This is a genomic window from Rhabdaerophilum sp. SD176, assembly GCF_030143245.1.
Taxonomy (GTDB): Bacteria; Pseudomonadota; Alphaproteobacteria; order Rhizobiales; family Beijerinckiaceae; genus Rhabdaerophilum.
In genome coordinates, this window is sequence record NZ_JARJNS010000007.1 from 74317 (window position 1) to 96533 (window position 22217).

At 64.6% G+C, this 22217-nt stretch carries 23 protein-coding genes and 1 tRNA gene; 4 read left to right on the top strand and 20 right to left on the bottom strand.

The window, feature by feature from the left end; translation table 11 throughout:
• From P0652_RS16545 to P0652_RS16560, 4 genes are all read right to left on the bottom strand, one after another.
• Positions 1–915 (bottom strand): branched-chain amino acid ABC transporter permease, encoded by a 915-nt coding sequence (locus P0652_RS16545; RefSeq protein WP_284180089.1) that lies wholly within the window; start codon positions 913–915, stop codon positions 1–3.
• A 133-nt stretch (positions 916–1048) separates the two neighbouring features.
• Positions 1049–2224 carry an ABC transporter substrate-binding protein gene (locus P0652_RS16550; protein ID WP_502947543.1) on the bottom strand — a complete coding sequence of 392 codons (1176 nt, stop codon included), beginning with the start codon at positions 2222–2224 and terminating at the stop codon, positions 1049–1051.
• Positions 2225–2362: 138 nt separating this feature from the next.
• Positions 2363–2776 carry a DUF3830 family protein gene (locus tag P0652_RS16555; RefSeq protein ID WP_284179975.1) on the bottom strand — a complete coding sequence of 138 codons (414 nt, stop codon included), beginning with the start codon at positions 2774–2776 and terminating at the stop codon, positions 2363–2365.
• A gap of 91 nt (positions 2777–2867) precedes the next feature.
• The gene (locus P0652_RS16560) at positions 2868–3629 is read right to left on the bottom strand and encodes an IclR family transcriptional regulator domain-containing protein (RefSeq protein WP_284179976.1); all 762 of its coding nucleotides are present in this window, start codon (positions 3627–3629) and stop codon (positions 2868–2870) included.
• Between the two features lie 146 nt (positions 3630–3775).
• Here P0652_RS16560 and pobA point away from each other — a divergent pair, with 146 nt between their 5' ends.
• Positions 3776–4948: a 4-hydroxybenzoate 3-monooxygenase gene (gene pobA, locus P0652_RS16565; protein WP_284179977.1), complete on the top strand. Its 1173-nt coding sequence runs from the start codon at positions 3776–3778 to the stop codon at positions 4946–4948.
• Between the two features lie 259 nt (positions 4949–5207).
• Positions 5208–5726 carry a MarR family winged helix-turn-helix transcriptional regulator gene (locus tag P0652_RS16570; protein WP_284179979.1) on the top strand — a complete coding sequence of 173 codons (519 nt, stop codon included), beginning with the start codon at positions 5208–5210 and terminating at the stop codon, positions 5724–5726.
• 9 nt (positions 5727–5735) lie between these two features.
• Here P0652_RS16570 and P0652_RS16575 read toward each other — a convergent pair whose 3' ends face one another.
• The 10 genes from P0652_RS16575 to proB form a co-directional block, all read right to left on the bottom strand.
• Entirely contained in the window at positions 5736–6248 is a 513-nt protein-coding gene (locus P0652_RS16575; RefSeq protein ID WP_284179980.1) for an RNA pyrophosphohydrolase, read from the bottom strand.
• Between the two features lie 107 nt (positions 6249–6355).
• Positions 6356–7495, bottom strand: coding sequence for a divergent polysaccharide deacetylase family protein (locus P0652_RS16580; protein WP_284179981.1), 1140 nt, complete (start codon positions 7493–7495; stop codon positions 6356–6358).
• A 206-nt stretch (positions 7496–7701) separates the two neighbouring features.
• The gene (locus P0652_RS16585; protein ID WP_284179983.1) at positions 7702–9072 is read right to left on the bottom strand and encodes a S41 family peptidase; all 1371 of its coding nucleotides are present in this window, start codon (positions 9070–9072) and stop codon (positions 7702–7704) included.
• Positions 9072–10436, bottom strand: coding sequence for a murein hydrolase activator EnvC family protein (locus P0652_RS16590; RefSeq protein WP_284179985.1), 1365 nt, complete (start codon positions 10434–10436; stop codon positions 9072–9074). Before P0652_RS16590 ends, P0652_RS16585 begins: the two co-directional genes overlap by 1 nt.
• Before the next feature lie 39 nt (positions 10437–10475).
• Entirely contained in the window at positions 10476–10958 is a 483-nt protein-coding gene (gene rlmH / locus P0652_RS16595; protein ID WP_284179986.1) for a 23S rRNA (pseudouridine(1915)-N(3))-methyltransferase RlmH, read from the bottom strand.
• 7 nt (positions 10959–10965) lie between these two features.
• On the bottom strand, positions 10966–11418 hold the full coding sequence (gene rsfS, locus P0652_RS16600; protein WP_284179987.1) for a ribosome silencing factor: 453 nt from the start codon (positions 11416–11418) through the stop codon (positions 10966–10968).
• A 180-nt stretch (positions 11419–11598) separates the two neighbouring features.
• Positions 11599–12330 (bottom strand): DUF1217 domain-containing protein, encoded by a 732-nt coding sequence (locus P0652_RS16605; RefSeq protein WP_284179988.1) that lies wholly within the window; start codon positions 12328–12330, stop codon positions 11599–11601.
• Between the two features lie 104 nt (positions 12331–12434).
• Complete coding sequence (locus P0652_RS16610) at positions 12435–13043, bottom strand: nicotinate-nucleotide adenylyltransferase (RefSeq protein ID WP_284179989.1); 609 nt, start codon at positions 13041–13043, stop codon at positions 12435–12437.
• A 1-nt stretch (position 13044) separates the two neighbouring features.
• The gene (locus P0652_RS16615; RefSeq protein ID WP_502947544.1) at positions 13045–14340 is read right to left on the bottom strand and encodes a glutamate-5-semialdehyde dehydrogenase; all 1296 of its coding nucleotides are present in this window, start codon (positions 14338–14340) and stop codon (positions 13045–13047) included.
• Positions 14337–15479 (bottom strand): glutamate 5-kinase, encoded by a 1143-nt coding sequence (gene proB / locus P0652_RS16620; RefSeq protein WP_284179991.1) that lies wholly within the window; start codon positions 15477–15479, stop codon positions 14337–14339. Before proB ends, P0652_RS16615 begins: the two co-directional genes overlap by 4 nt.
• Before the next feature lie 158 nt (positions 15480–15637).
• Between proB and P0652_RS16625 the strand changes: the two genes are divergently transcribed.
• The gene (locus P0652_RS16625) at positions 15638–17080 is read left to right on the top strand and encodes a coiled-coil domain-containing protein (protein ID WP_284179992.1); all 1443 of its coding nucleotides are present in this window, start codon (positions 15638–15640) and stop codon (positions 17078–17080) included.
• Here P0652_RS16625 and P0652_RS16630 read toward each other — a convergent pair.
• From P0652_RS16630 to rplU, 6 genes are all read right to left on the bottom strand, one after another.
• Entirely contained in the window at positions 17064–17654 is a 591-nt protein-coding gene (locus P0652_RS16630) for a TetR/AcrR family transcriptional regulator (protein WP_284179993.1), read from the bottom strand. The genes P0652_RS16625 and P0652_RS16630 overlap by 17 nt on opposite strands.
• 102 nt (positions 17655–17756) lie before the next feature.
• Complete coding sequence (obgE, locus tag P0652_RS16635; protein ID WP_284179994.1) at positions 17757–18788, bottom strand: GTPase ObgE; 1032 nt, start codon at positions 18786–18788, stop codon at positions 17757–17759.
• 118 nt (positions 18789–18906) lie between these two features.
• Positions 18907–19446, bottom strand: a complete 540-nt coding sequence (locus tag P0652_RS16640) for a DUF3833 family protein (RefSeq protein ID WP_284179995.1) — start codon at positions 19444–19446, stop codon at positions 18907–18909.
• A 48-nt stretch (positions 19447–19494) separates the two neighbouring features.
• Complete coding sequence (locus P0652_RS16645) at positions 19495–20115, bottom strand: GNAT family N-acetyltransferase (RefSeq protein ID WP_284179996.1); 621 nt, start codon at positions 20113–20115, stop codon at positions 19495–19497.
• 228 nt (positions 20116–20343) lie between these two features.
• Complete coding sequence (gene rpmA / locus P0652_RS16650) at positions 20344–20613, bottom strand: 50S ribosomal protein L27 (RefSeq protein ID WP_284179997.1); 270 nt, start codon at positions 20611–20613, stop codon at positions 20344–20346.
• 129 nt (positions 20614–20742) lie between these two features.
• Positions 20743–21378, bottom strand: a complete 636-nt coding sequence (gene rplU, locus P0652_RS16655) for a 50S ribosomal protein L21 (protein WP_284180091.1) — start codon at positions 21376–21378, stop codon at positions 20743–20745.
• Positions 21379–21875: 497 nt separating this feature from the next.
• Here rplU and P0652_RS16660 point away from each other — a divergent pair.
• Positions 21876–21965, top strand: a tRNA-Ser gene (locus P0652_RS16660).
• The last annotated feature ends 252 nt before the right edge of the window (positions 21966–22217 follow it).

Below are 22217 nucleotides of genomic sequence, written 5' to 3' on the forward strand. Positions count from 1 at the left end.
TCATTTCTTCGCCGGGAACAGGCCACCGGGCCGGAAGAACAGGATCGCGGCCATGAGGATATAGGTCAGCATCGGGGCCAGCGCGCGGCCTGCCTGCGAGGCGGCGGAGGGGTCCATCAGCGCCCGCAGCACCTGCGGTCCGAAGACGCGGCCGAGCGTATCCACAAGCCCGACCAGGATGGCCGCGATGAAGGCGCCACGCACCGAGCCGATGCCGCCGATCACGATGACGACGAAGGTCAGGATCAGCAGGTTGTCGCCCATGCCCGGCTCGACCGAGAGGATCGGCGCCACCATCGCCCCGGCAAAGCCCGCAAGCATGGCCCCGAATCCGAAGACGATCATGAAGAGCTTGCCGATATCGACGCCGAGCGCCGAGACCATCGGCGCATTGCTCGCCCCGGCACGGACCAGCATGCCGATCCGGGTGCGGCTGACGAGGATGCCGAGCAGCACGGCAATGGCGAGGCCGGATCCGATGATCGCCAGCCGGTAGACCGGATAGAGCAGCCCGTCCATCAGCCGGATCGAGCCGCTCAGCACATCCGGGATCGGCACGGAAAGCGGCGCGGCGCCCCAGACCACCTTCACCGCCTGGTTGAGGAACAGGATGATGCCAAACGTCGCGAGCACCTGGTCGAGATGGTCGCGGTCATAGAGGTGGCGGAAGATCAGGAATTCCAGCAGCAGCCCGAAGGCGAGCGCCGAGGGCAGCGCCAGCGCGAGCCCGTAGAAGAAATTGCCGGTCAGGGCGGTGAACATCGCCGCCAGATAGGCGCCGATCATATATTGCACGCCATGGGCGAGGTTGATGAAATCCATCACCCCGAAGACCAGCGTCAGGCCGGCGGCAATGAGGAACAGCAACACGCCCAGTTGCAGGCCGTTCAGGGTCTGCACGTAGAGGAGCGTCATCGACATGGCGGACCCGCAAGTCTGAACCGGGGGGGAAAGGGCGACCCGTCTGTCCGCCAGACCGCGTCTGGCGACCCGGTCGCTCCGGCATTTCGGAGCGACCGGCATCAGCGCCGGGAGGCCGGCGGACGCATTACTTCGGCAGCTTGCAGTCCTTCGCGTACACGTCGACGTAGTTTTCGAAGATCTTCTGCCGGATCGAGGTCTGGAACTTGCCATCCGGCCGGGGAACGGCCTGGACCAGGTAGAAGTCCTGGATCGGGTAGCCGTTATGGCCCATCTTGAAATTGCCGCGAAGCGACTTGAAATCCGCCTTGCGGAGGCCGGCGCGGATGGCATCCTTGTTGCCCAGCTTCCCGCCGGCGCTGCGGATGGCCGCATCGATCAGCATCGCGGCATCATAGGCCTGCATCGCATAGGTGCCCGGAACCGAGTTGTAGGCCGCCTCATAGGCCTTCACGAAGGCTTCCGATTGCGGGTTCTTCATATCCGGCGCCCAGTTGGCCCCGCCGAAGAAGCCGACCGCTGCTTCCTTCTGCGCCGGCAGCGTGGATTCATCCACGGTGAAGGCCGAGAGGAACGGGATGGCATCGGCAAGACCCGCCTGGCGATACTGCCTGACGAGGTTCACGCCCATGCCACCCGGCATGAAGGTGAAGAGCGCATCCGGCTTGGCGGCGGCGATCTGCGCCAGTTCGGCCGAGAAATCGAGCTGTCCGAGCGGAGTGTAGACCTCGGCGACGATCTCGCCCTTGAAGTGGCGCTTCACGCCGGCCAGCGCATCACGGCCGGCCTGGTAGTTCGGCGCCATCAGGAACAGCTTCTTGAAGCCCTTGTCCTGTGCATACTTGCCAAGCACTTCGTGGTTCTGGTCGTTCTGGTAGGAGGTCACGTAGAAATTCGCGTTGCATTGTGCCCCGGCGAAATTCGACGTGCCGGCATTCGGGCTGATCAGGAACGCGTTGGAATCGACAACCGGCTTGTGGATCGCCTGCAGGACGTTCGAGAAAATCGGGCCAACCACGAAATTGACCTGGTCACGCTCGAGAAGGCCCTTGACCTTGCCCACCGCGACATCCGGCTTCAGCTCGTCATCGACGACAATCACCTCGGCATTGATACCGCCGAGCTTGCCGCCCAGCGTCTTCACGGCAAGGTTGAACCCGTCGCGCGCCTGCTGGCCCAGCACGGCCGGCGGGCCGGACAAGGTCACCATGATCCCCACCTTGACCTTCTCCTGCGCCATCAGGGCGCCGGAAGAGAGGGCCAGCAAGGCTGCCGGCAAGAGCATTTTCGTCTTGGCAAACATCGTTCCACCTCCGCTGACGAGGGCTAAGCCCCGCATGAAACTTGGTTTTTGTGGCCGGCTTGACGCCTGGTCTCGTTCCTGAATTTTATTTTAAGCTTGAAATAAATCGCTTGTGAAGCCCCCTCCCGCGCGATTCTTTCAGGCCTTCTCGAAACGGATCGGCTGCGCCCCTTCCCAGAGCGTCTTGCGGCCGAGCGTGTAGAGATTCTCGAGGCCCGATGTCAGCGTCAGGAAATGGTTCCCGGAGAGCTGGCCGGCCCTCGACGCGAAATTCACATTGCCATAGGCGAGCAGGATCTCCGTCTCGCTGACACCGCCCGGATAGAGGATGATCTGCCCCGGCGAGGGATAGCAGGTGTTGTTCTCGTAGCCGACGCCGAAATCCATGTCGCCCAGCGGAATCCAGACGCCCTCGCCCGACCAGCGGACATGCACGATCTTGCCCTCGAACGGCAGGTGACGAAGGAAAGCCTCGCAGGTCTTTGGCGCCATCTCGCGCTCGAGGCGCGCGGCGAAGCGGAACGGGCCGGCGGTGACGATCAGGTCGGACATAGGCAGGTCAACTCCTTGAGGAAAGCGGCATCGTAGCCGCTGGTTCGGCACAGGCCAGCAAAAAACATTCCGGAGCCAGGGCGGAGCATTCTCAGCGCCGCCCCATCGCCATGGCGATGGCCTGGGCAGCTTCCTGCAGGGCCGGAAGGAATTCGGAAAGCATCTGCGCCTCGCTGACGCGGGCAGCCTGCGCGCTGACATTGACGGCATAGCGTGTGCGGGTTCCGAGATCCGCCACGGCAACCGCGATCGAGCGCAGCCCGAGTTCGAGTTCCTCCGAGACAATGGCATGGCCGTCCTTCCGGATCTGGGCCAGCCGCTGGCGCAAGGCGGGCTCGGTCGTCAGCGTACTGGGCGTGAAGGCATCCAGCTTCGCCTGGGCAAGATAGCGCTCGAGTTCCCTGATATGCAGCCCGGCCAGCAGCATCTGGCCCATCGAGGTCGCATGGGCAGGCAGCCGCGTGCCGACCGAAAGCCCGATCGCCATGATGCGGTGCAGCGCCGGCGACCGCGCGACATAGACGATCTCGGTTCCGTCGAGCATCGCCGCCGAGGCGGATTCGCCCGTCCGCCTTGTGACCTCGACCAGAACGTCGCGCACGATCTCCAGCTCGGAGAGCCCGGACAGGAAAGCCTGCCCGATCCCGAGAATGGCCGGCGTGAGCTGGAAATACTTGCCGTCCGTCCGTGCGAGCCCCAGATCGGTCAGGGTCAGCAGGAAACGGCGCGCGGCGGCACGGGTCAGGCCGGTATGGGCAGCAACATCGGTGATGGTCTGGCTTTTCCGCCCGTCGAAACTCCGGATGACATCCAGCCCGCGGCGAAAGGATTCAACGGTCTCGTCTCTCGGCAAGCAGGCCTCGTTCGACTCTCGAACAAACACGGTCGATGCGAACCAAGGATTGACCCTTTCCCGAGCGGGCGCAACAGTAATTTCGTCAACGACATGCCCGCAGGAAAGGTCCGCACAAGGACCTGGGCAAGCCCGGGGGAACGTTTATGCGCACACAGGTGGCGATTATCGGGTCGGGCCCGGCCGGGCTTCTGCTCGGGGCCCTGCTGGCGAAAGCCGGCGTCGAGACCGTGATCCTCGAGCGGAAGAGCCGCGACTATGTGCTCGGGCGGATCCGCGCCGGGGTGCTGGAACAGGGCACGGTCGACCTGCTGGCCCGCGCCGGCGTCGAGGCGCGCCTCCACCGCGAAGGGCTGGTCCATGAAGGTTTCTTCATGGGCTTCGCCAATCGCCGCCTCCGGATCGACCTGACCGAGCTGACCGGAGGCCGCCATGTCACTGTCTATGGCCAGACCGAGGTGACGCGGGACCTGATGGATGCCCGTGACGCCGCCGGCCTGACCACGATCTACGAGGCGGAGGATGTGGCCATCCACGATTTCGACCGCGATTCGCCTTGCGTCACCTTTGTAGAGGACGGTGTCAGCCATCGCCTCGACTGTGATTTCATCGCCGGCTGCGACGGATTCCACGGCATCTGCCGCGCCAGCGTGCCCTCCGGCGCGATCCAGCTTTTCGAGAAGGTCTACCCGTTCGGCTGGCTCGGCGTGCTGGCCGATGTGCCGCCCTGCAGCCACGAGCTGATCTATGCCAACCATGCCCGCGGCTTTGCACTCTGTTCGATGCGCTCGCCGACCCGCAGTCGCTATTACGTGCAGGTCCCGGCGGACGAGGATGTCGGCGCCTGGTCTGACCAGCGCTTCTGGGACGAGTTGCGCCTGCGGCTTGACCCGGAGGCGGCTGATCGCGTGGTGACCGGCCCTTCGATCGAGAAGAGCATCGCCCCGCTCCGCAGCTTCGTGGCCGAACCTCTGCGCTTCGGCCGTCTGTTCCTTGCCGGGGATGCGGCACATATCGTGCCGCCGACCGGCGCGAAGGGCCTGAACCTCGCCGCCGGTGACGCGCATTACCTCGCCGAGGCGCTGGCCGAGTTTTACCGTGACAGGTCCGATGCCGGAATCCGCGCCTATTCCGAGCGGGCGCTCGCGCGGATCTGGAAGTCGGAACGCTTCTCCTGGTCGCTCACCATGCTCCTCCACCGATTCGACACGATGAGCCCCTTCGAGCAGCGCATGCAGGAAGCCGATTTCCGCTATGTCGAGAGCTCCCGCGCCGCACAGACCGCAATCGCCGAGAACTATGTCGGCCTGCCGCTCTGACGGCGCATATCCGGGCAAAAGGCTTTGTCTGACCGGACCAGGACCTCAGATCAGGGACTTGCCGCCCCGGATCGTTATGCATTATGAGCGCATTCCGCGCTGCCGCCGATTTGGGGATTATCCTCCTGCGCGCAGTTTAGAATCGTTCAATTTGTCAATAATTTCAATGCATTCACATGATTGAATTTGTTTGCAGTGCCGCAAGGTTTTTCTTGCATGGCAGTGTATTTAGTGAAAGTCTCCGCGCCGCGAGGGACACATGATGAACCGAAGCGAGCCGAAGGGCCCCTTCCCCGGATCAGAACAGACCGAAACCGAAGCCTCTGCGGCGGCCGGACTCAACAACGAGGCGCTGGACTCGATCCTGCTTTTCACCCTGCGCAAGACGCAGGCCGTGATCATGCAGGACTTCGTCAGCCGTTTCGACGCGCTCGACCTCCGGCCAATCCAGCTCGGCGCGCTTCTGCTGATCCGCAGCAATCCGGGCAGCCGGCAATCCGATATCGCGGCAGCGCTCGGCATCCAGCGTCCGAATTTCGTGACGATGATGGACGAACTCGACCGGCGCGGCCTGACCCAGCGCACGACCTCGAACAATGACCGCCGCTCCTATTCCCTCGGGCTGACGCCGCAGGGCGAAGCGCTGGTCAACAGGGCGCTCCAGTTGCTGGCCGAGCACGAAGCCTTCGTGTCGTCGAGGCTCGACCCCAACGAGCGGCGCCAGCTTTTCGCCAATCTCAACCGCATTGAATCCGGCCTGACATCCGGCGGTCGCTGAGCGACCGCCCTATCCGGCGAAGCGGGCAAAGGCCCGGACCACGGATTCGTAGACGCCGCGCTTGAACGGGATGATCAGTCCGGGCAGGTTTTCCAGCGGCTCCCAGCGCCAGTCGATGAATTCCGGCTTGTGCTGGCCCTCGCCGGGCGCGCGGACATTGATCTCGCTCTCCTCCCCCACAAAGCGCAGGGCGAACCATTTCTGCGTCTGCCCGCGATAGCGGCCCTTGAGGGCCCGCCCCATCGTTTCAGGGGGAAGATCGTAATTGTACCAGTCCGGCGCCTCGGCCAGCAATTTGGTCGAGCGGATATTGGTTTCCTCGTAAAGCTCGCGCAAGGCAGCGGGATAGGGGTCCTCGCCAGGGTCGATTCCGCCTTGCGGCATCTGCCACTCATAGATCGCATCGCGGTATTCCGGCCCCTTGTCCGGCCGGCGACGGGCGATGAACACCTTGCCCTCGGCATTGAACAGGGCCACGCCGACACAGGGGCGATACGGCATGCTGGCTAGATCACGCGCCATTCGGATCCTCGTTTCCGGCGGACCGGGCGGAGCCGGACAAGCTCGACACCGGGATCCGCCTGATAGTTTTCAAGGTGATGCCGCTACCGGGAAGAAGCCGGCGCGATTCACCGCGTCTTGTCGATGATGGCGGAAACAGGCGCCAAGACAAGGCCGCGGGACCGAATTTCGCGTGACCAGGCAACAACCTTGTCGACATTGGCCGGAACCGTCGGGATGGTGATGATCGCCTGGCCTTTTCGCTTGGCAACGGCTTCAACCTCGGCGAGCACAGCCTCCAGCGAGCGGCCGGCCGAGGCATCATAGACGTGGTCGCCGATCGCAGCCGGCAGGTTGGCCGCACGCGCAAGCTCGCGGGTCCGCGATGTCGGGTTCGAGCCGTCATCGAGGTAAAGCAGGCCGCGCCGGCCCATCTCCTCCAGCAGCGCTGCATAGGGGCCGGGCGTGCTCATCAGCTTGCCGCCCATGAAATTCGCGAGCCCGACATAGCCGCCGAGCCGGGACATCAGCCAGTGGAGCTTCTCGAGATTCTCGCGCGGGTCCGCACCGGCCCTGAGCGTATGCGGCCCGGGATCGCTCTCGGGGTAATCATGCGGCTCCATCGGCACCTGGAGCAGGATCTCGTGCCCCTCACGGCGGGCCCGCACGACCTGGTTCTCGAGGTCTCGACCATAGGGCGCGAAGGCCAACGTCACATCGCGCGGCAGCTTGGACAGCGCATCGGCCGTTCCCCGCGCCCCGACACCGACGCCGGTCATGACCACGGCAACCATCGGCTTGCCATTCGGCGTGAAGGCGCGCGCATAAAGCTTGCGGGGCGTAAGCCCGCTTTCCCCGATCCGCGGGATGAAGCCGGACTGGCCGCGCTCGACAACCCGCGCATCCATGCTCGCCATCATCCGGTCGCTGGAATCCGGCACGCGGATCACCATGCCTGTCGAGCCGGCCGGTCCGCCATTCTGGCGGATAACGTTCACGCCATGCCGGCCATCGCCACCGCGGTTCGGCGCCATCGCGGAATCGGCCGGCGGAACCGGAGCGCGTTCGATATTGGTCGAGACATGCCGCTCGATCACGGCAACGGTTCCCGGTTCACTCCGGTCACGCAGCAGATAGGATTGTGCGGTCACACCGCCCAGCAGCAGGAACCCCAGGCCGACGAGGCCCCAGCGCCGGAGCGGGGACAATCCCCGCCGGCTCGGCCCTGGTTTCATACCCAGGGGCGTGGCCATGCCGTCGAACGCCATTCCGCCTGCTTCCTCATCGGAGTCTCGCGCGGCAATCGCCACGAAATCCATGACAAACCGTAAACAGGCTTGGTTAAGGCGTTGTTAAACGAACCGGGAAACTGCACCTCACGGATGTAAAAAACCCGCCGGATCGCGGCGGGTTTTCCGAAAGTGCGGCAGGTCGGTCACACGCCTTGTCTGAAAGGCGCGCGCGGTCCCGTCGCTCAGTTCTTGGCGCTGGCCGGCTTGCCCGTATTGGCCTTGGCTTCCGGCTTCGGTGCGCGCGGCTGCAGCGTGGCGCCTTCACCCGGATTGTCGCGGCTGACGGTTCCGTTGAGGAAGTTCACGGCCCAGATCAATTGCTTGTCCTTGGCCCGATCGGCGGGAACATAGCCGGACGAACCGCCGCCCTGCTCTTCCTCGTTGACCTTGATATGGCCGCGGATCGAGGCTTCGCCCTTGATCTCGTCCTTGCCCTTCAGTTCGTCCGGAATGTCCTGCGGAACCAGGAGGTCCGGGTTGATGCCCCGGCCCTGGATGGAGCGGCCGGACGGCGTGTAATAGAGCTGCGTCGTCAGCTTCAGGGCATAGGAGCCGCGGAGCTGGAAGATCGACTGGACAGAGCCCTTGCCGAAGGAGCGCGAGCCGACAATCGTCGCGCGCTCGTGGTCCTGCAGGGCGCCGGCCACGATTTCCGAGGCCGAGGCCGAACCGCCATTGATCAGGACCACCAGCGGCTTGCCACCGGTGATATCGCCCGGCCGCGCCAGCGCGCGGTTGGTCTGGTCCGCACTCTTGCCGCGGGTCGAGACAATCTCGCCCGATTCAAGGAACGCATCGGCGACATAGATCGCCTGGTCAAGCAGCCCGCCCGGATTGTTGCGGAGATCCAGCACGAAGCCCTTGAGCTTGTCCTTGCCGATCTCGCTGGTCAGCTTGTCGACTTCCTTCTTCAGCCCCTCGAAGGTCTGCTCGTTGAACGAGCCGATCCGGAGGTAACCCACGGAGTCGCCCTCTTTCTGGGCGCGCACCACCGGCGGGCGGATCGTGTCGCGGGTGATCTCGACCTCGACCGTATCCTTCTTGTTGCGGAGCAGCTTCAGCTTCACCTTGGTGCCGCGCGGGCCCTTCATCTTGTCGACGGCCTGCGACAGGGTGAGTCCCTGAACCTGCTCACCGTCAATGGCGGTGACAAGGTCATTCGCCTGTACGCCAGCCTTGGCAGCGGGCGAATCATCGAACGGCGTCACGACCTTGACCAGCCCCTCTTCCATCTGGACCTCGATGCCCAGCCCGCCGAACTCGCCGCGGGTCTGCTGCTGCATCTCCTGGTTCGACTTCTGGTCGAGGAAGCTGGAATGCGGATCAAGCGACTGCACCATACCGTTGATCGCGGATTCGATCAGCTTGGCCTCGTCAGGCTTGTCGACGTAATCGGAGCGGATCTTGTCGAACACATCGCCGAACAGCGTCAGGCGACGGTAAGTATCGGACGCCGCGGCATTGGCCCCGGCTGTCAGGCGCATATGGTCGATCGCGACGAGCGCGAGGGCGCCGAGCGCCACACCGGAGAGGAAAACAGGAACCTTGCGCATTATCCACGTGCCTTCTCGGCCGATTGGGTTGACCAGAACGGAGATGGATCGACCGGAGATCCATCCTTCCTGAACTCGACATAGAGCGCCGGCCCGGACGCTCCAAGACTTCCCCCCGAAGCAGCACCGTTCGGCGCCGCAGCAGGAGATTGGGCATTTCCCGGCCCCGTGGCAAGGGGGGCGCCCTGCCCGTCCCCGCGAGATCCGGAGCCATCCCTGCCGTCAGGAAGGAAGCCGACAGGCTCGCCAGCCAGCACGAACTGGCCCATTTCGACCGCGAGTCGCTCCATTCCGGCGAGGACGACATGGTAGCCGTTGCCCGCGTTGATGATCAAGAGCTGTCCATAGCCACGATAGGGCGCGGCAAAATGCACCCAGCCATCCGCCGGGGCCGTGACAACAGCGCCCGGATTTGACGCGATTGTGATCCCGCGCTCGGTGCCGCCCAGCCCGTCCGGCGCTCCGAAGGTGCGGGCCACGATGCCCGAGGCCGGCATCGCCATCTGGCCACGCCGCTCGGCAAAACCCTGCCGTGGCTGCAGGCGCGGCGCTTCCCGCCCGGCATCCGGCCGCAGGGTCGCAACCTGCTGTCCGGCCCGGGCCGGCGCCGGCGCCCGCCTTGCAATTTCCACGGCGCGCGGATCTCCCAGCATGTCATTCTCGTTCCGGGCAATGAGATCCCGCAGGGATCGTGCTTCACGCGCCAGCAGGGCCACGCGTTGCTTTTCGGAATCAAGCTGCGCCTGGGAGACGGAAAGCTGGGATTGCCGGGTCTCGACCAGGTCGGCGAGCCGCGTGCGCTCGACAGTCAGCCGGTCGCGCCGGTCCCGCATCTGGTCGACCAGCTCCGCATTCTGCCGCCGCAATTCGGAGAGCGTCTTCAGGTCAGCCACGAGGATCAGCGCCTCGTCACGCATATCCGGCAGCACGCCACCGAGCAGGATCGCGGCCCGCATCGCCGAAAGCACGTCCTCCGGCGCGACCAGCAAGGCCGGCGGCGGCTTTCGTCCGATCCGCTGCATGGCCGCCAGCACTTCGGCCGTCACGCGCTCGCGGGACTGAAGCGAGCGGCGCAGGGTCTGTTCCTGCCGGGTCAGGCCATCCAGCTTCTGTTGCTGTTCGGCGAGCGCCTGTTCTGAATCCTGGATGCGCCGCGCCACCTCGATCATCGATTGCCGGAGCTTCTGGGCTTCCGTGGAGAGGTTCTCGATCTCGTAGGCAAGCCGCCGCTGTTCGAAGCCGGATTTCTCGATCTCCGACTCGACACCCCGCAACTGGTCGGCCGAGGGCCTGGCCTCGCCGGCCGGCGGAGGCGTCTGGGCCTGAAGGCCGGAGGCAGCCAGCAGCGCCAGCACACCGGCCATGCTCCTCAGCCTTTTCTGCCCTGCTGCCACGCCTTGCCCCTAGTTGCGGTGATAGGGATGACCGGACAGGATCGTTCCCGCCCGGTAGATCTGTTCCAGCACCAGCACGCGAACCAGCTGATGCGGCAAGGTCATGGCCCCGAAGGCCAGGATCTTGGCGGCCCGCTCGCGCAAGGCCGGATCAAGCCCGTCGGCGCCTCCGATGACGAAGCTCGCCCCCGGCACGCCCGAATCGCGCCATTCCCCCAGCATGGCGGCAAACTGGCCGGAATCCAGCGCCGCACCCCGTTCGTCGAACAAGACCAGCCGGTAGCCTTCGCGAAATTCCGCAACGAGGGCCCGCGCCTCTTCCTGCTTGCGATCAAGGTCGCGCCGGGCCGGGCTCTCCGCCAGTTCGACCAGCCGTGGCCCGTCAAGGCCGATCCCCCGTCCGAGCCCCTTCAGGCGCTCGGCATAGCGCATCACGAGGTCACGCTCGGGCCCGGCCTTGAGCCGGCCGATCGCAAGGACATCCAGCTTCACGCCGGCCCTATTCGGCCGCGTTGCGGGTCCGGACGACGCGCCTTTTCGGCTTCTCGGCGGGGGCTTCGGCAGCCCCTTCCTGCGGCCGCCCGAGGCCCCAGAGCTTCTCGAGATTGTAGAAGCCCCGGACTTCCGGGCGGAACAGGTGGACGATGATATCGCCGGCATCGATCAGCACCCAGTCACAGACCGGTGTGCCCTCGATCCGCGGCGGTGGCAGCCCTCTTTCCTTCAGGGCGAAGGCCACGCGGTCGGCAATGGCGCCGACATGGCGATCCGACCGGCCCGACGCGATGATCATCGCATCCGCCAGCGAGGTCTTGCCTTCAAGGTCGAGGGAAACGATGTCTTCGGCCTTGGCGTCATCCAGTACAATGCGCAGGGCCTCGACGAGCGAACCGGCAGGCGGGGCACCATGGCCCTGGCCGGCTTGGGACGGCGCAGGAGCCGTCCGGTTCATGGGGGTCGTGATCAGTGTCGCTGTTCCTTCCGGTTGCGCTTCACGATCCCGAATCTAACCGCAAATCGGAAAAAACACCAGCCATTCCCGCTAACGGGCCTCGCATTGGCGGATGCGGGATGGCGAGCCGGCAACCCTTCAGGCAGGCCGGAATATGCCTTCAGGCATGCAGGGAGCGGATCAGGCGAACATGCCCAGCAGGCCGTCGGACTGGCTCTGCATGTTCTGGACATCCTTGAGGACGAGATACCGTTCGACAAGCTTGCGCGTGTAGGTCGCGTCCGACAGCTTTTCCATGTCCAGCTTGGACTCGATCGTGACTTTAAGCCGTTCAACCTTTGTCGCGGCCGCCGAACGCGGAAGATTCAGGGCGGTGAGAGCCACATCGAACAGGACCGGGTCTCCGATGATCTCATAGCCATTTTTGACAGACGAGATCTTGCGCTGGAAATACATCGCATCCGAGACCGCAGGATTGAGTTCCCCGAGACTGATCTCGTACCGGGCATTTTTGTATTTCTCGATCACGCCATCGATGAAGGACGTATCCTTCAGCTTTTCCGTCCCTTTGGAGAAGAAGGAAAAATCGGCATTGATCGTCCGGTAGCCGGCATTCGTCATGCGGTTGACCAGGGCGTTCGAATTCGACGGGTCATCCCGGAGGATTTGCTTGATCCGCGCGGGATATTCGAGCTGGTCTTCCATGTCATAGGCGGTCAGCACGAATTTCAGCAGGCGATAATCCTTGAGGAAATCCTCGGGCGTGGCCATGTTGCCGACGCGCTCGCGGAAATACTCGATCTCCTTCTCGACCGTGGCACTCTTGGCAAAGCGGGCCGTATTCACGGCAACCTTGTCGGTGCTGAGGCTCTTGAAGAGCGCATAGCCCGAGATGATGTTTCCTGCCAACATGCCAATCTATCCTCGATTGGAGACGCGATACTGGCGAGAACCCTGGCACGGTCGGAGTTAAAACACCGTTAGCCCTGCCACTTAAGAAATTCTTGAAATGTCGGCTAGAAATGCCGCTTTCTCTCTGTCCGCAGCCGCGTCGAGGATTCATCCGAACGCCGCCCGTGCAGGAACAGCCAGGCTGGCGGCTTCAGGCTTGCCAGCCGGGATGCATCCCGCTCGGCCACGCGGTATGGCGCAAGGCTCCGCGCCGCCGGGCAGGCCACGGCTCGCAGGGTGGCGCCCGGCCGGTCAATGATCGCCATCGGCACGGACGCGGCGATGGCCTGCCACTTCTGCCAGCGATGGAAGCCGGCGAGGTTGTCCGCCCCCATAAGCCAGACGAAGGAGACCCCGCGGCAGCGTGCGCGGAGATAGCGGATCGTCTCCTCCGTGTAGCGGGTGCCGATCGAGGCTTCGAGCCCGGTCACGACAATGCGGGGATCGGCGCCGATGAGGCGGCTGCAGGCCGCCATCCGTTCCTCCTGCGAAGGCAGGCCCCGGACATCCTTCAGCGGGTTGCCCGGTGTGACGAGCCACCAGACCCGGTCGAGGCGCAAACGCCGCAAGGCGGTTTCCGCCACCAGCAGATGCCCTTCATGCGGCGGGTTGAACGAACCACCGAACAGGCCGATCCGCTGGCCAATCTCGAAACGAGGCAGAAAGCGCGTCAAATCAGGGCCTCACCGTCCCCTGCCCGCGAACAACATATTTGAAACTTGTCAGCTGCTCGACACCGACCGGCCCGCGGGCATGCATCCGCCCGGTGGCAATGCCGATTTCGGCACCGAAGCCGAATTCGCCGCCATCGGCGAATTGCGTCGAGGCATTATGCAGGACAATCGCCGAATCCACCTCCCCCAGGAAGCGCATCGCCACGGCCTCGTCGGCGGTGATGATGCAATCCGTATGGTGCGAGCCATAGCGCCCGATATGGGCGATGGCCTCGTCCGGCCCCGAAACCACTTTCGCGGCGATGATCGCGTCGATATATTCGGTCGACCAATCCTCATCGCCGGCTTCCGTCACCCGCGGGTCCGCCGCCCGGCAGGCCGCATCGCCGCGCACAGCGCAGCCGGCATCGAGCAAAGCCACGAGCAGCGGCTTCAGATGTGTTCCCGCCAGGGCAGCATCGACCAGCAGCGTCTCGGCCGCGCCGCAAACCCCTGTCCGGCGGAGCTTGGCATTGAGCAGTACCGCCTGCGCCATCGCGAGATCGGCCTTCTCATGCACATAGACATGGTTGTTGCCGTCGAGATGCGCGAAGACCGGCACCCGGGCCTCCTGCTGCACCCGGGCGACAAGGCTTTTCCCGCCACGCGGCACGATGACGTCGATCGCTCCGTCAAGGCCGGCCAGCATCTGCCCTACCGCCTCGCGATCGCCGAAGGGCACGAGTTGCACCGCCGCTTCCGGCACGCCCCCGGCCACAAGGCCGCGTTGCATGGCGGCATGGATCGCCAGCGCTGAACGCAACGCGCCCGAGCCGGTGCGGAGGATGACGGCATTGCCCGCCTTGAGGCAGAGCGCACCGGCATCGGCCGTCACATTCGGCCGACTCTCGAAGATGACGCCGATCACGCCCAGCGGCGTCCGGACACGCGAAATTCGCAACCCGTTCGGACGGGTCCATTCCTCCATGATCGCCCCGACCGGATCCGGAAGGCCGGCAATATCCTCGATCGAGGCCGCGATCGCCTCGATACGCGTTTCGTTCAGCAGCAGCCGGTCCAGGAAGGCCGCGCTCTGGCCCTCGGCTTTCGCCTCGGCGCAATCCAGTGCATTCGCCTCGAGAATCGCCGGAACGGCACCGCGCACGGCAGCGGCGGCCGCGCGCAATGCCTGCGCCTTCTGCTCGGCTGGCATCAGCCCGAGCAAACCCGCTGCCTCGCGCGCCTTGCGGCCCATGGCGCGCATCTCGGCCGTCAGCCGGGCCTTGTCAGCCGGGTTGGGCACATGCCGGTTCATCATTCGTCTCCGTTGACCCCCATCGCCCCGTCGCTCGAAAGCACGAGATCATCGCGATGGATGATTTCCTTTCTCCCTGCATAGCCGAGAACCGGCTCGATGTCGCGGGTGCCGCGCCCGGCGATCCGGATGGCATCGACAGCGTCATAGGCCACAAGCCCACGCGCCACCTCTCCCCCGTCAGGCCCGCGCACCACGACGCAATCGCCCCGTGCGAACGACCCTTCGACACGATGGACGCCGGCCGGAAGCAGGCTCTTCCCGGCCTGGATCGCCTTAACGGCCCCGTCATCGATCACCAGCATGCCGCGGGGCTCCAGCGTGCCGGCGATCCAGCGCTTCCGCGCCGTGACGGGGCTCGAAGGCGAGAGGAACCAGGTGCAGCGCGCGCCCTCGATCACCGACTGCAGCGGGTTGAGGCGCAGCCCGTTCGCGATCAGCATCGTGGCGCCGCCGGCCGTGGCGATCTTCGCGGCTTCGATCTTGGTCATCATACCGCCGCGCGAGAGTTCCGAGGCGGCCCCGCCGGCCATCGCCTCGATCCGGGCGGTGATGCGCGGCACCACCGGCACGAATTCCGCCTGCGGGTCCTTCTGCGGCGGCGCGGTGAACAGCCCGTCAATGTCTGAAAGCAGCACGACGCAATCGGCAGAGGCCATGGAGCCGACCCGCGCCGCAAGCCGGTCATTGTCGCCATAGCGGATCTCGGTTGTGGCGACCGTGTCATTCTCGTTGATCACGGGGATGGCCCGGTGATGCAGCAAGGTGCCAAGCGTCGCGCGGGCATTGAGATAACGGCGGCGCTCCTCGGTATCGCCATAGGTCAGCAGGATCTGGGCGGCCGTGATGCCATGGCGGGCAAGGCTCTCGGCCCAGACCCGGGCGAGCGCGATCTGCCCGACAGCGGCCGCCGCCTGCGCCTCCTCGAGTTCCAGCGCCGGCTTCTTCAGGCCCAGAACCGTGCGCCCCATGGCGATGGCGCCGGAGGAAACGACCAGCACATCCGCGCCGCCGGCATGAAGCGCGGCGATGTCGTCCGTCAGGGCTTCGAGCCAGGCCTTCTTCAGGCCGCCTTTCCGCTCGACGAGCAGCGATGAGCCCACCTTGATGACGATACGGCGAAAGCCGGAGAGCGAGGGCATTGACAAAATTAACGCTTTCTTAACTTTTCCGATCATGCCGTCACAATCCGGATATAATGCTGGTATGCCATGTTCGTCGGATTGTGGGGATAGCCGAGTTTTGCTAACTAGCAGCCTCTCTGGAAACCTGCCACCCGCCGTTTGCGACAGGATGCGCCATGAATTGGGAATTCCTCAAGATTCACCGTGAAGGCCGAAACCGTCAGGATTCGGCCGCGCAATCCGGCAATGACCGCCAGGCCGGGCAGCCCGGTGGTGTACAGCTGCTGAAGCCCTTCGATTCCCGTGCTCTTGGCACGGCACGCGAGGCCGTGCGCGGCAATCTCGACGAGTTCGAGGCCACGCTGCAGACCGTCTCCCGCCTGCCGGAGCAGTTCCGGCTGGTGATGGCGCCGATCGAGAATGCCGTGAACACCATGGCCCTCCTGCGCAACCGGCTGGAAATCGCCGAGGAGAACCTCGCCTCCGAACAGCGTCGCGCTGGCAATCTGCTGACCGATTCCGCCCGCCTCGAGGCCGAGCTTGACCGGCTGACCGCCGCGTTGAAGGCCGAGGAAAGCAATTCGTCCGCCCTGCGCGAGAAGAATTCCGCGGTCGAGACGGCCGTGGCCCAGTTCCGGCAGGACAATGCGGAATTGCTGGCCAAGGTGAACCGCCTCGAGCCGCAGCTGCGCGAACTCACCGCCCTGCGCGATACGCATGAGAACGAGCTCGCCGATCTGCGCCGCGCCAAGGCGCAGGCGGATGACCTGATCGTCGGGTACAAGGCGGAACTGACGGCAGCGGCGGACGAGATCGCCAACCGCGACAACCTGCATGCCACGTTGCAGCTCGCCCATACCAAGAACCAGGAGCGTCTGGACGAGGCAACGAAATCGATCGCCGAGCTGGAAGCGGCCCTCAAGCAGACGGAGGACAAGTTCTCCTTCGCCAGCGCAGCCCTTGTGCGCGAGCGGAACGCCGCCCGTGCGCTCCGCACCGAGAACGAACAGCTCTACAAGGAGCGCGACGAAACCAAGAACCAGTTCGAAAGCCAGATCGAGGCGGCCAAGGCCCGCTACGATTTCGTCGAGAAGATGCTGACCGAGGCCCGCGCCCGCTTCCACGAGGAAACGCGGCAACTCTCGGTTGCCCGCCGCGAGCGCGCCGAGCGCGACCGCGAGATCGGTCGCCTGACCCTCGCGCTCGAAGCCGCCCAGCGCGACGCCACCGAATTGCGCAGCCAGATTGCGGCGGCGAATGAATCGGTCGCGGCGACGAGCCAGCTCCTGGCATCGGAGATCGAGCAGCGGCGCAAGCTCGAGCTGGAAATCGACATGATCCGCTCGGAAAACTCGACGCTGCTGCTCAAGCAGAAGACGCTGAGCGATTCCGCCCGGTCGATCGAGGCCACGGTGGCCGATGCCACGCAGAAGTTCCAGGCAAAGGTCTCGCAGCTCAGCGCCGAGAACGAGCAGCTCCGCGCCGCCGTCAACGCGATGCAGAACCGCGGCGAGAAGACCTACGACGATGAATTCGCCTTCCTGTTCGACCGGAAGGAAGGGGACGGGGCCACCGATCCGAAGGACGGCGGCGACGACAATATCATTCCCCTGCGCTGAGCCGGGAACGCCGCGCGGCCTCGATCACCCGGATCGCCAGCCGCGCGCCGTCCTGCGCATAGCCGGGTTCGTCGTGATAGAGCACCTGCGCCAGCGTGCCATCCAGAATGACTGCCAGTTCGCGTGCATAGGGCTTGGGATCCGGATGCCCGTCTTCCGCGAGCACGCCCTCGAACAGCGCCTCGACCGTTTTCTTGAAGCCTGACACCACAAGGCGAAGCGGGTGGTCGCGCCGGTTGCCGAGGCTCGCGCCGACGCGCATCACGCCGCATCCGGTGAAGTCCGGCCCACGCGCCACCCGTTCCAGAACGTCGTACACGGCGAGAATGCGCTCATGCGTGCTGATCGGCCGGCCGAGGATGCTGCGATAGATTGTCAGGATCTCGCCGGCATAGACGAGATAGCACTCGACAACGAAATCTTCCTTCTTGCGAAAAAACTTATAGAATATTTTCTTCGTGACACCAGCTTCCCGAACAATATCTTCGACGAGAACTTCATGAATAGATAATTTATTGAAGAGCCGTAGCCCGGCAGCAAGAATGCCGGCCCGCGTTGCCTGGTCGAAATCCACAGATACACCGGAAAAACATAAAAAAAGAATCCGGTGATCTTAGCAGAGCGCCGGGAGGGCACAAGTCCGCTCCGACCCTCGCGGTAATCCGCGCCCGCGGCCTCACGGCTGCCAGGGCTGCTCTTCCCGTGGGAACTCGTCCTTCCGCGCGTCGTCGATCACATCCAGCAGGGCCCGGAGGGCTTCCGGCACGCCCTGCCCGGAGACAGCGGAGAGGAGCAACGGCTTGCGGCCGGCCGCCCGCTTCAGGCGGTCGACCTGCTTCTTCAGCGTCTCGGCATCCAGTGCATCGACCTTGGAAAGGGCAAGGATTTCCGGCTTATCCGCAAGGCCATGGCCATAGGCCTCGATCTCCTTGCGGACGACCTTGTAGGCCTTGCCGGCATGTTCGCAGGTGCCCTCGACGAGGTGGAGCAGCACGCGGCAACGCTCGACATGGCCGAGGAACCGGTCTCCGAGGCCATGGCCTTCATGCGCGCCTTCGATCAGCCCGGGAATATCCGCCAGCACGAATTCGCGCCCGTCCGCCCGGACCACGCCCAGCCCGGGATGCAGCGTGGTGAAGGGATAATCGGCAATTTTCGGCTTGGCGGCCGTGGTGGCGGCAAGGAAGGTCGACTTGCCGGCATTCGGCAGGCCGACGAGCCCGGCATCGGCGATCAGCTTGAGCCGCAGCACGACCCAGCGTTCTTCGCCCTGCTGGCCGGGATTGGCATGGGTTGGCGCACGGTTGGTCGAGGTTGTGAAATGCAGGTTGCCGAAGCCGCCATTGCCGCCCTTGGCCAGCCGGACGCGCTGGCCGATCTCGGTCATGTCGGTGATCAGCGTTTCGTCCTCGGCATCGAGGATCTCCGTGCCCTTCGGCACCTTGAGCACCACATCCGCGCCCTTGGCCCCTGCCCGGTTCTTGCCCATGCCATGGGTGCCGGTCTTGGCCTTGAAATGCTGCTGATAGCGATAGTCGATCAGCGTGTTGAGCCCGTCGACGCATTCAACCCAGACATCGCCGCCGCGCCCGCCATCGCCGCCATCCGGTCCGCCGAATTCAATGAACTTCTCGCGCCGGAACGATACGCACCCCGCCCCTCCGTCACCGGAGCGGATATAGACCTTGGCGGTATCGAGAAATTTCATGACGGGGCTTTCCGGGCGATGGGCAGGCCGCATCCATGCGATGCGGCCCCGGCTGCGCATCGATAGCCGCGCAACCCGCTCAGGTCAAAGCCCCAGCGGGGTCAAAGCCCCCGCACCATCAATGGCCAGGCCGGATAGCCCGCGCGGCAGGTTCGGTCCGGGCAAAATTCACCTTCACCCGGGCAACGGGAATGAAAAACTTCGACACCCAGGCCGTGTTTCGCAACGTCCCGTCGGCTTCCAGCAGCAGCGTGTCGGAGAAGCGCACGATATTCGGCTCACCCTTCGGGTTGAGATTCACATCATAGGCAAAATCCGCGCGGTTGCCGGAAACCGTCACCAACGTCTCGCCGATCACATCCTCGCGCGTCCCGATATAGGTGGTCGGGCTGGTCTTGCGGAACACCCAGGTCTTCGTGTCCCGCTCGCCATCGGTATAGACGAAATCCTCACGCAGCCGCAGCACCTTGCCGTCCCAGCGCCCGGTAAGATCCACCCGGAAGCTGCGCGACGTGCCGTTGATCGCCGTGAACTGGCCATAGGCATAGGTCTTGCCGCGGAAGAAATCCTCCAGCTTCAGCGTGGCACTCTGGGCCGCAGCCGGGCTGGCTTGCAGCGCTGCCAGTCCGAGAGCGAGGGTGAAATGGCGAACCGGCATTCTCTTCTCCTGTTGTCCGGAAAGATACGCCTGCCGGCCCGCGCCGGATCAGCCCAGTGCGGTCATCGGGGCGGGCCGGCTGGGCACCGGCGTCCGCCAGCCTTTCAGGCTGCGCCAGAGGTTCCGGGTCAGCCGGTAGGTTTCCACCGGCACCGCGCCATTCCAGGCCGGCAGGCTCAGAAAATCGCTGCCGGTGGGCTGGAAGCCGCAGCATTCCAGCACGCGCCGGGAGGCCGGGTTGACCACCCGCACCGACGCAACCAGCCTGTCGAGCCGGGTGAACATGAAGGCCATATCGACAAGCCCCTGCGCCGCCTCGGTTGCATAACCACGGCCCCAGTGGGGCTTGCCGAGCCAATAGCCGAGAGAGGCTTCTCCCGGCTCGGTCAGGCGCAGGCCGATCATGCCGATCAGCAATTCCGGCTCGTGACGCTCGACAATGGCCAGCTTGAGCTTGGAGCCCTCGCTGTTCCATTGCCGGGCATCGCCGACATACCGGGCGGCCATGTCCTGCGAATAGGGATGCGGGATGATCCCCGTCATGTCGGAGATCACGCGGTCGCCGGCAAGGCGGGCCAGCTGGGCGACATCCTCGACCGTCGGCCAGCGCAGGAACAGCCGGGGGGTCTCGAGGGTCAGCACGTCATCGCGGAACAAATCGGGCATCATGGCTATCATCCGGTCCTTGCCCGGCCAGGAACCTCGAAGGCATTCCCGCCGGGTATTTCAGACTTTCCGGCCTTCCGGGGCCGGAAAAAGCGAAAGGAGGCTCGGTTCCCCGGCCTCCCCGATCAGTTTCGCTTCGAATGGGGCGTTCTGGTGCCGCCCGATGCTCTGCTCGCCGCCGGTTCGGTTCCCTGGGAACCACCGGCGGGGAGGATCATGCTCTTCCGCCGGTTATTCTGCTGCTTCGGCCGTAGCCGGAACGACGTTGACGTATTGACGCGGGCCTTTCTGTTTGAAGACCACGACACCGTCACAGGTCGCAAAGAGCGTATGATCGACGCCGATGCCGACATTGGTGCCGGGATGCCACTTGGTCCCGCGCTGACGCACGATGATGTTGCCGGCGAGGACAGCCTCGTTGCCGAACTTCTTCACGCCCAGGCGCTTTGAATGCGAATCGCGACCGTTGCGCGACGAACCGCCAGCTTTTTTGTGAGCCATGGTGGTGCTCCTTCAATCCCTCAGCGGGAAAGACCAAATCCGTTGGATTGATCCTTACCCGAAAACAGTTTCCATTTCACCCGGAAAATGACAGCGGGGCTGACCTTTGTCGCCCGCTGTCTCCCGGCCTCAGCGATCTTCGCCCGAAGCGAGCTCGGCCTGGTCGGCCTTGGCGCGCGGCGGCTTTCCGGCGAGCAGTTCCTTCGCCTGCTCAACCCATTCCTCGCGCGTGGCACGGCCACGCAGCTTGAGTTCCTCGTCCCACTTCGTGATGTCGGCTTCACCCCAGGCCGCGATCTGCGACCAGGACGTGATGCCCGCCGCGCGGAGCTTCTTCTCGATGGTCGGGCCGATACCGGCGATCAGCGAGAGGTTCGATTCGTCGCGGGCCTCGCCGGCAGCAGCGGCAGCGAGCGCGACCGGCTTGGCAGCCTTGGCGCCGCTGGGCTTCTGGCCATCAGTGAGGATCTCGGTGATCCGCACGATGGTCAGGTCTTGCCGGTGGCCCTTCTTGCGCTTGGAATTCTGGCGGCGGCGCTTCTTGAACGAAATGACCTTCGGGCCACGGGCCTGCTCGACCAGCTCGCCTGCAACGGTGGCGCCGGCAACGGTCGGCGAGCCGATCACCGCCTTCTCGCCACCCAGCATCAGCACGGTTTCGAAAGCGATCACGTCACCCGGGGTGCCTTCGAGGCGCTCGACAGTGATGACGTCATTGGCAGCAACAGTATACTGCTTGCCGCCTGTCTTGATGACAGCGAACATATCCATCTTCCTTCTTCACTGCCCTGAGATGGAACGAGCCACCCGGCAGTCTTTTTGCCTGTCTGCGCCCTTGCCAGGTGGACCTGATCCCGGCGCAAGACGAAAAGCGCGGTTCTTCCGCCGCGCTGCTGCGGGTTCCTTGACCTCAAGTGCAGGCAAAGTCAAGTCCGGGCGAGATGAGCGCCTGCCGGGATCTGACCGGGGGCACGTCAGGCGAACGAAAAGCCAGCTCCCGGCAGGATCGGCTATTCAAGCAACAAGGCCTCACCGCAGCCAGCCCGCGCCGGAACCTGCCCCGTCGCCAACATCCTTTCCCAGTACAGCCCCCGATCGCCAACGCCCCGGTCCCTGCCCGGTGCCGCAGCATCGGAAGGCGCTCGGCACAGCGGCCCGCCGGAGGTCACTTCGAGGATCCGCCGGAACCGCTGAAATCAGCCTTGCATTGCGCCGCAGGCTTCTGTATTTCCCGGCGCCTGACCACGCGTTCGCGCGTCCACGGAGAGGTGGCAGAGTGGTCGATCGCGCCGCACTCGAAATGCGGAGTACGTGCAAGCGTACCGGGGGTTCGAATCCCTCCCTCTCCGCCATTAACTTATTGATAACTTTTTTATATTTTCGACGCCAGCATCAATATGACGGCCTTGTGGATCGGTTGAGCACCACCCGCCTCGGCGCCCTGCCCCAGGGCGCCTGTTCACCCGGAAACGATAGAGCGGCATGACGTGCCAACGCCCGAGCCAATGTTGCGATGGCAGCTTGGGGGCCGGAAGCGGAAGGGCGGGTTCGGGCGAAAGGACGCAGGACAGCAGCCATCGAGAGGAAGCAAATCTGCTGGGCCG

Coding starts and splice junctions, on each gene's coding strand:
- obgE (WP_284179994.1), bottom strand. CDS start 18,788: ATGAAATTTCTCGATACCGCCAAGGTCTATATCCGCTCCGGTGACGGA.
- P0652_RS16585 (WP_284179983.1), bottom strand. CDS start 9,072: ATGCGCAAGGTTCCTGTTTTCCTCTCCGGTGTGGCGCTCGGCGCCCTC.
- rpmA (WP_284179997.1), bottom strand. CDS start 20,613: ATGGCTCACAAAAAAGCTGGCGGTTCGTCGCGCAACGGTCGCGATTCG.
- P0652_RS16570 (WP_284179979.1), top strand. CDS start 5,208: ATGATGAACCGAAGCGAGCCGAAGGGCCCCTTCCCCGGATCAGAACAG.
- P0652_RS16550 (WP_502947543.1), bottom strand. CDS start 2,224: ATGTTTGCCAAGACGAAAATGCTCTTGCCGGCAGCCTTGCTGGCCCTC.
- P0652_RS16645 (WP_284179996.1), bottom strand. CDS start 20,115: ATGATGCCCGATTTGTTCCGCGATGACGTGCTGACCCTCGAGACCCCC.
- P0652_RS16555 (WP_284179975.1), bottom strand. CDS start 2,776: ATGTCCGACCTGATCGTCACCGCCGGCCCGTTCCGCTTCGCCGCGCGC.
- P0652_RS16615 (WP_502947544.1), bottom strand. CDS start 14,340: ATGATGAACCGGCATGTGCCCAACCCGGCTGACAAGGCCCGGCTGACG.
- P0652_RS16640 (WP_284179995.1), bottom strand. CDS start 19,446: ATGCCGGTTCGCCATTTCACCCTCGCTCTCGGACTGGCAGCGCTGCAA.
- P0652_RS16625 (WP_284179992.1), top strand. CDS start 15,638: ATGAATTGGGAATTCCTCAAGATTCACCGTGAAGGCCGAAACCGTCAG.
- pobA (WP_284179977.1), top strand. CDS start 3,776: ATGCGCACACAGGTGGCGATTATCGGGTCGGGCCCGGCCGGGCTTCTG.
- rsfS (WP_284179987.1), bottom strand. CDS start 11,418: ATGAACCGGACGGCTCCTGCGCCGTCCCAAGCCGGCCAGGGCCATGGT.
- rplU (WP_284180091.1), bottom strand. CDS start 21,378: ATGTTCGCTGTCATCAAGACAGGCGGCAAGCAGTATACTGTTGCTGCC.
- P0652_RS16590 (WP_284179985.1), bottom strand. CDS start 10,436: ATGGCCGGTGTGCTGGCGCTGCTGGCTGCCTCCGGCCTTCAGGCCCAG.
- P0652_RS16545 (WP_284180089.1), bottom strand. CDS start 915: ATGACGCTCCTCTACGTGCAGACCCTGAACGGCCTGCAACTGGGCGTG.
- P0652_RS16575 (WP_284179980.1), bottom strand. CDS start 6,248: ATGGCGCGTGATCTAGCCAGCATGCCGTATCGCCCCTGTGTCGGCGTG.
- P0652_RS16580 (WP_284179981.1), bottom strand. CDS start 7,495: ATGGCGTTCGACGGCATGGCCACGCCCCTGGGTATGAAACCAGGGCCG.
- P0652_RS16605 (WP_284179988.1), bottom strand. CDS start 12,330: ATGTTGGCAGGAAACATCATCTCGGGCTATGCGCTCTTCAAGAGCCTC.
- proB (WP_284179991.1), bottom strand. CDS start 15,479: ATGCCCTCGCTCTCCGGCTTTCGCCGTATCGTCATCAAGGTGGGCTCA.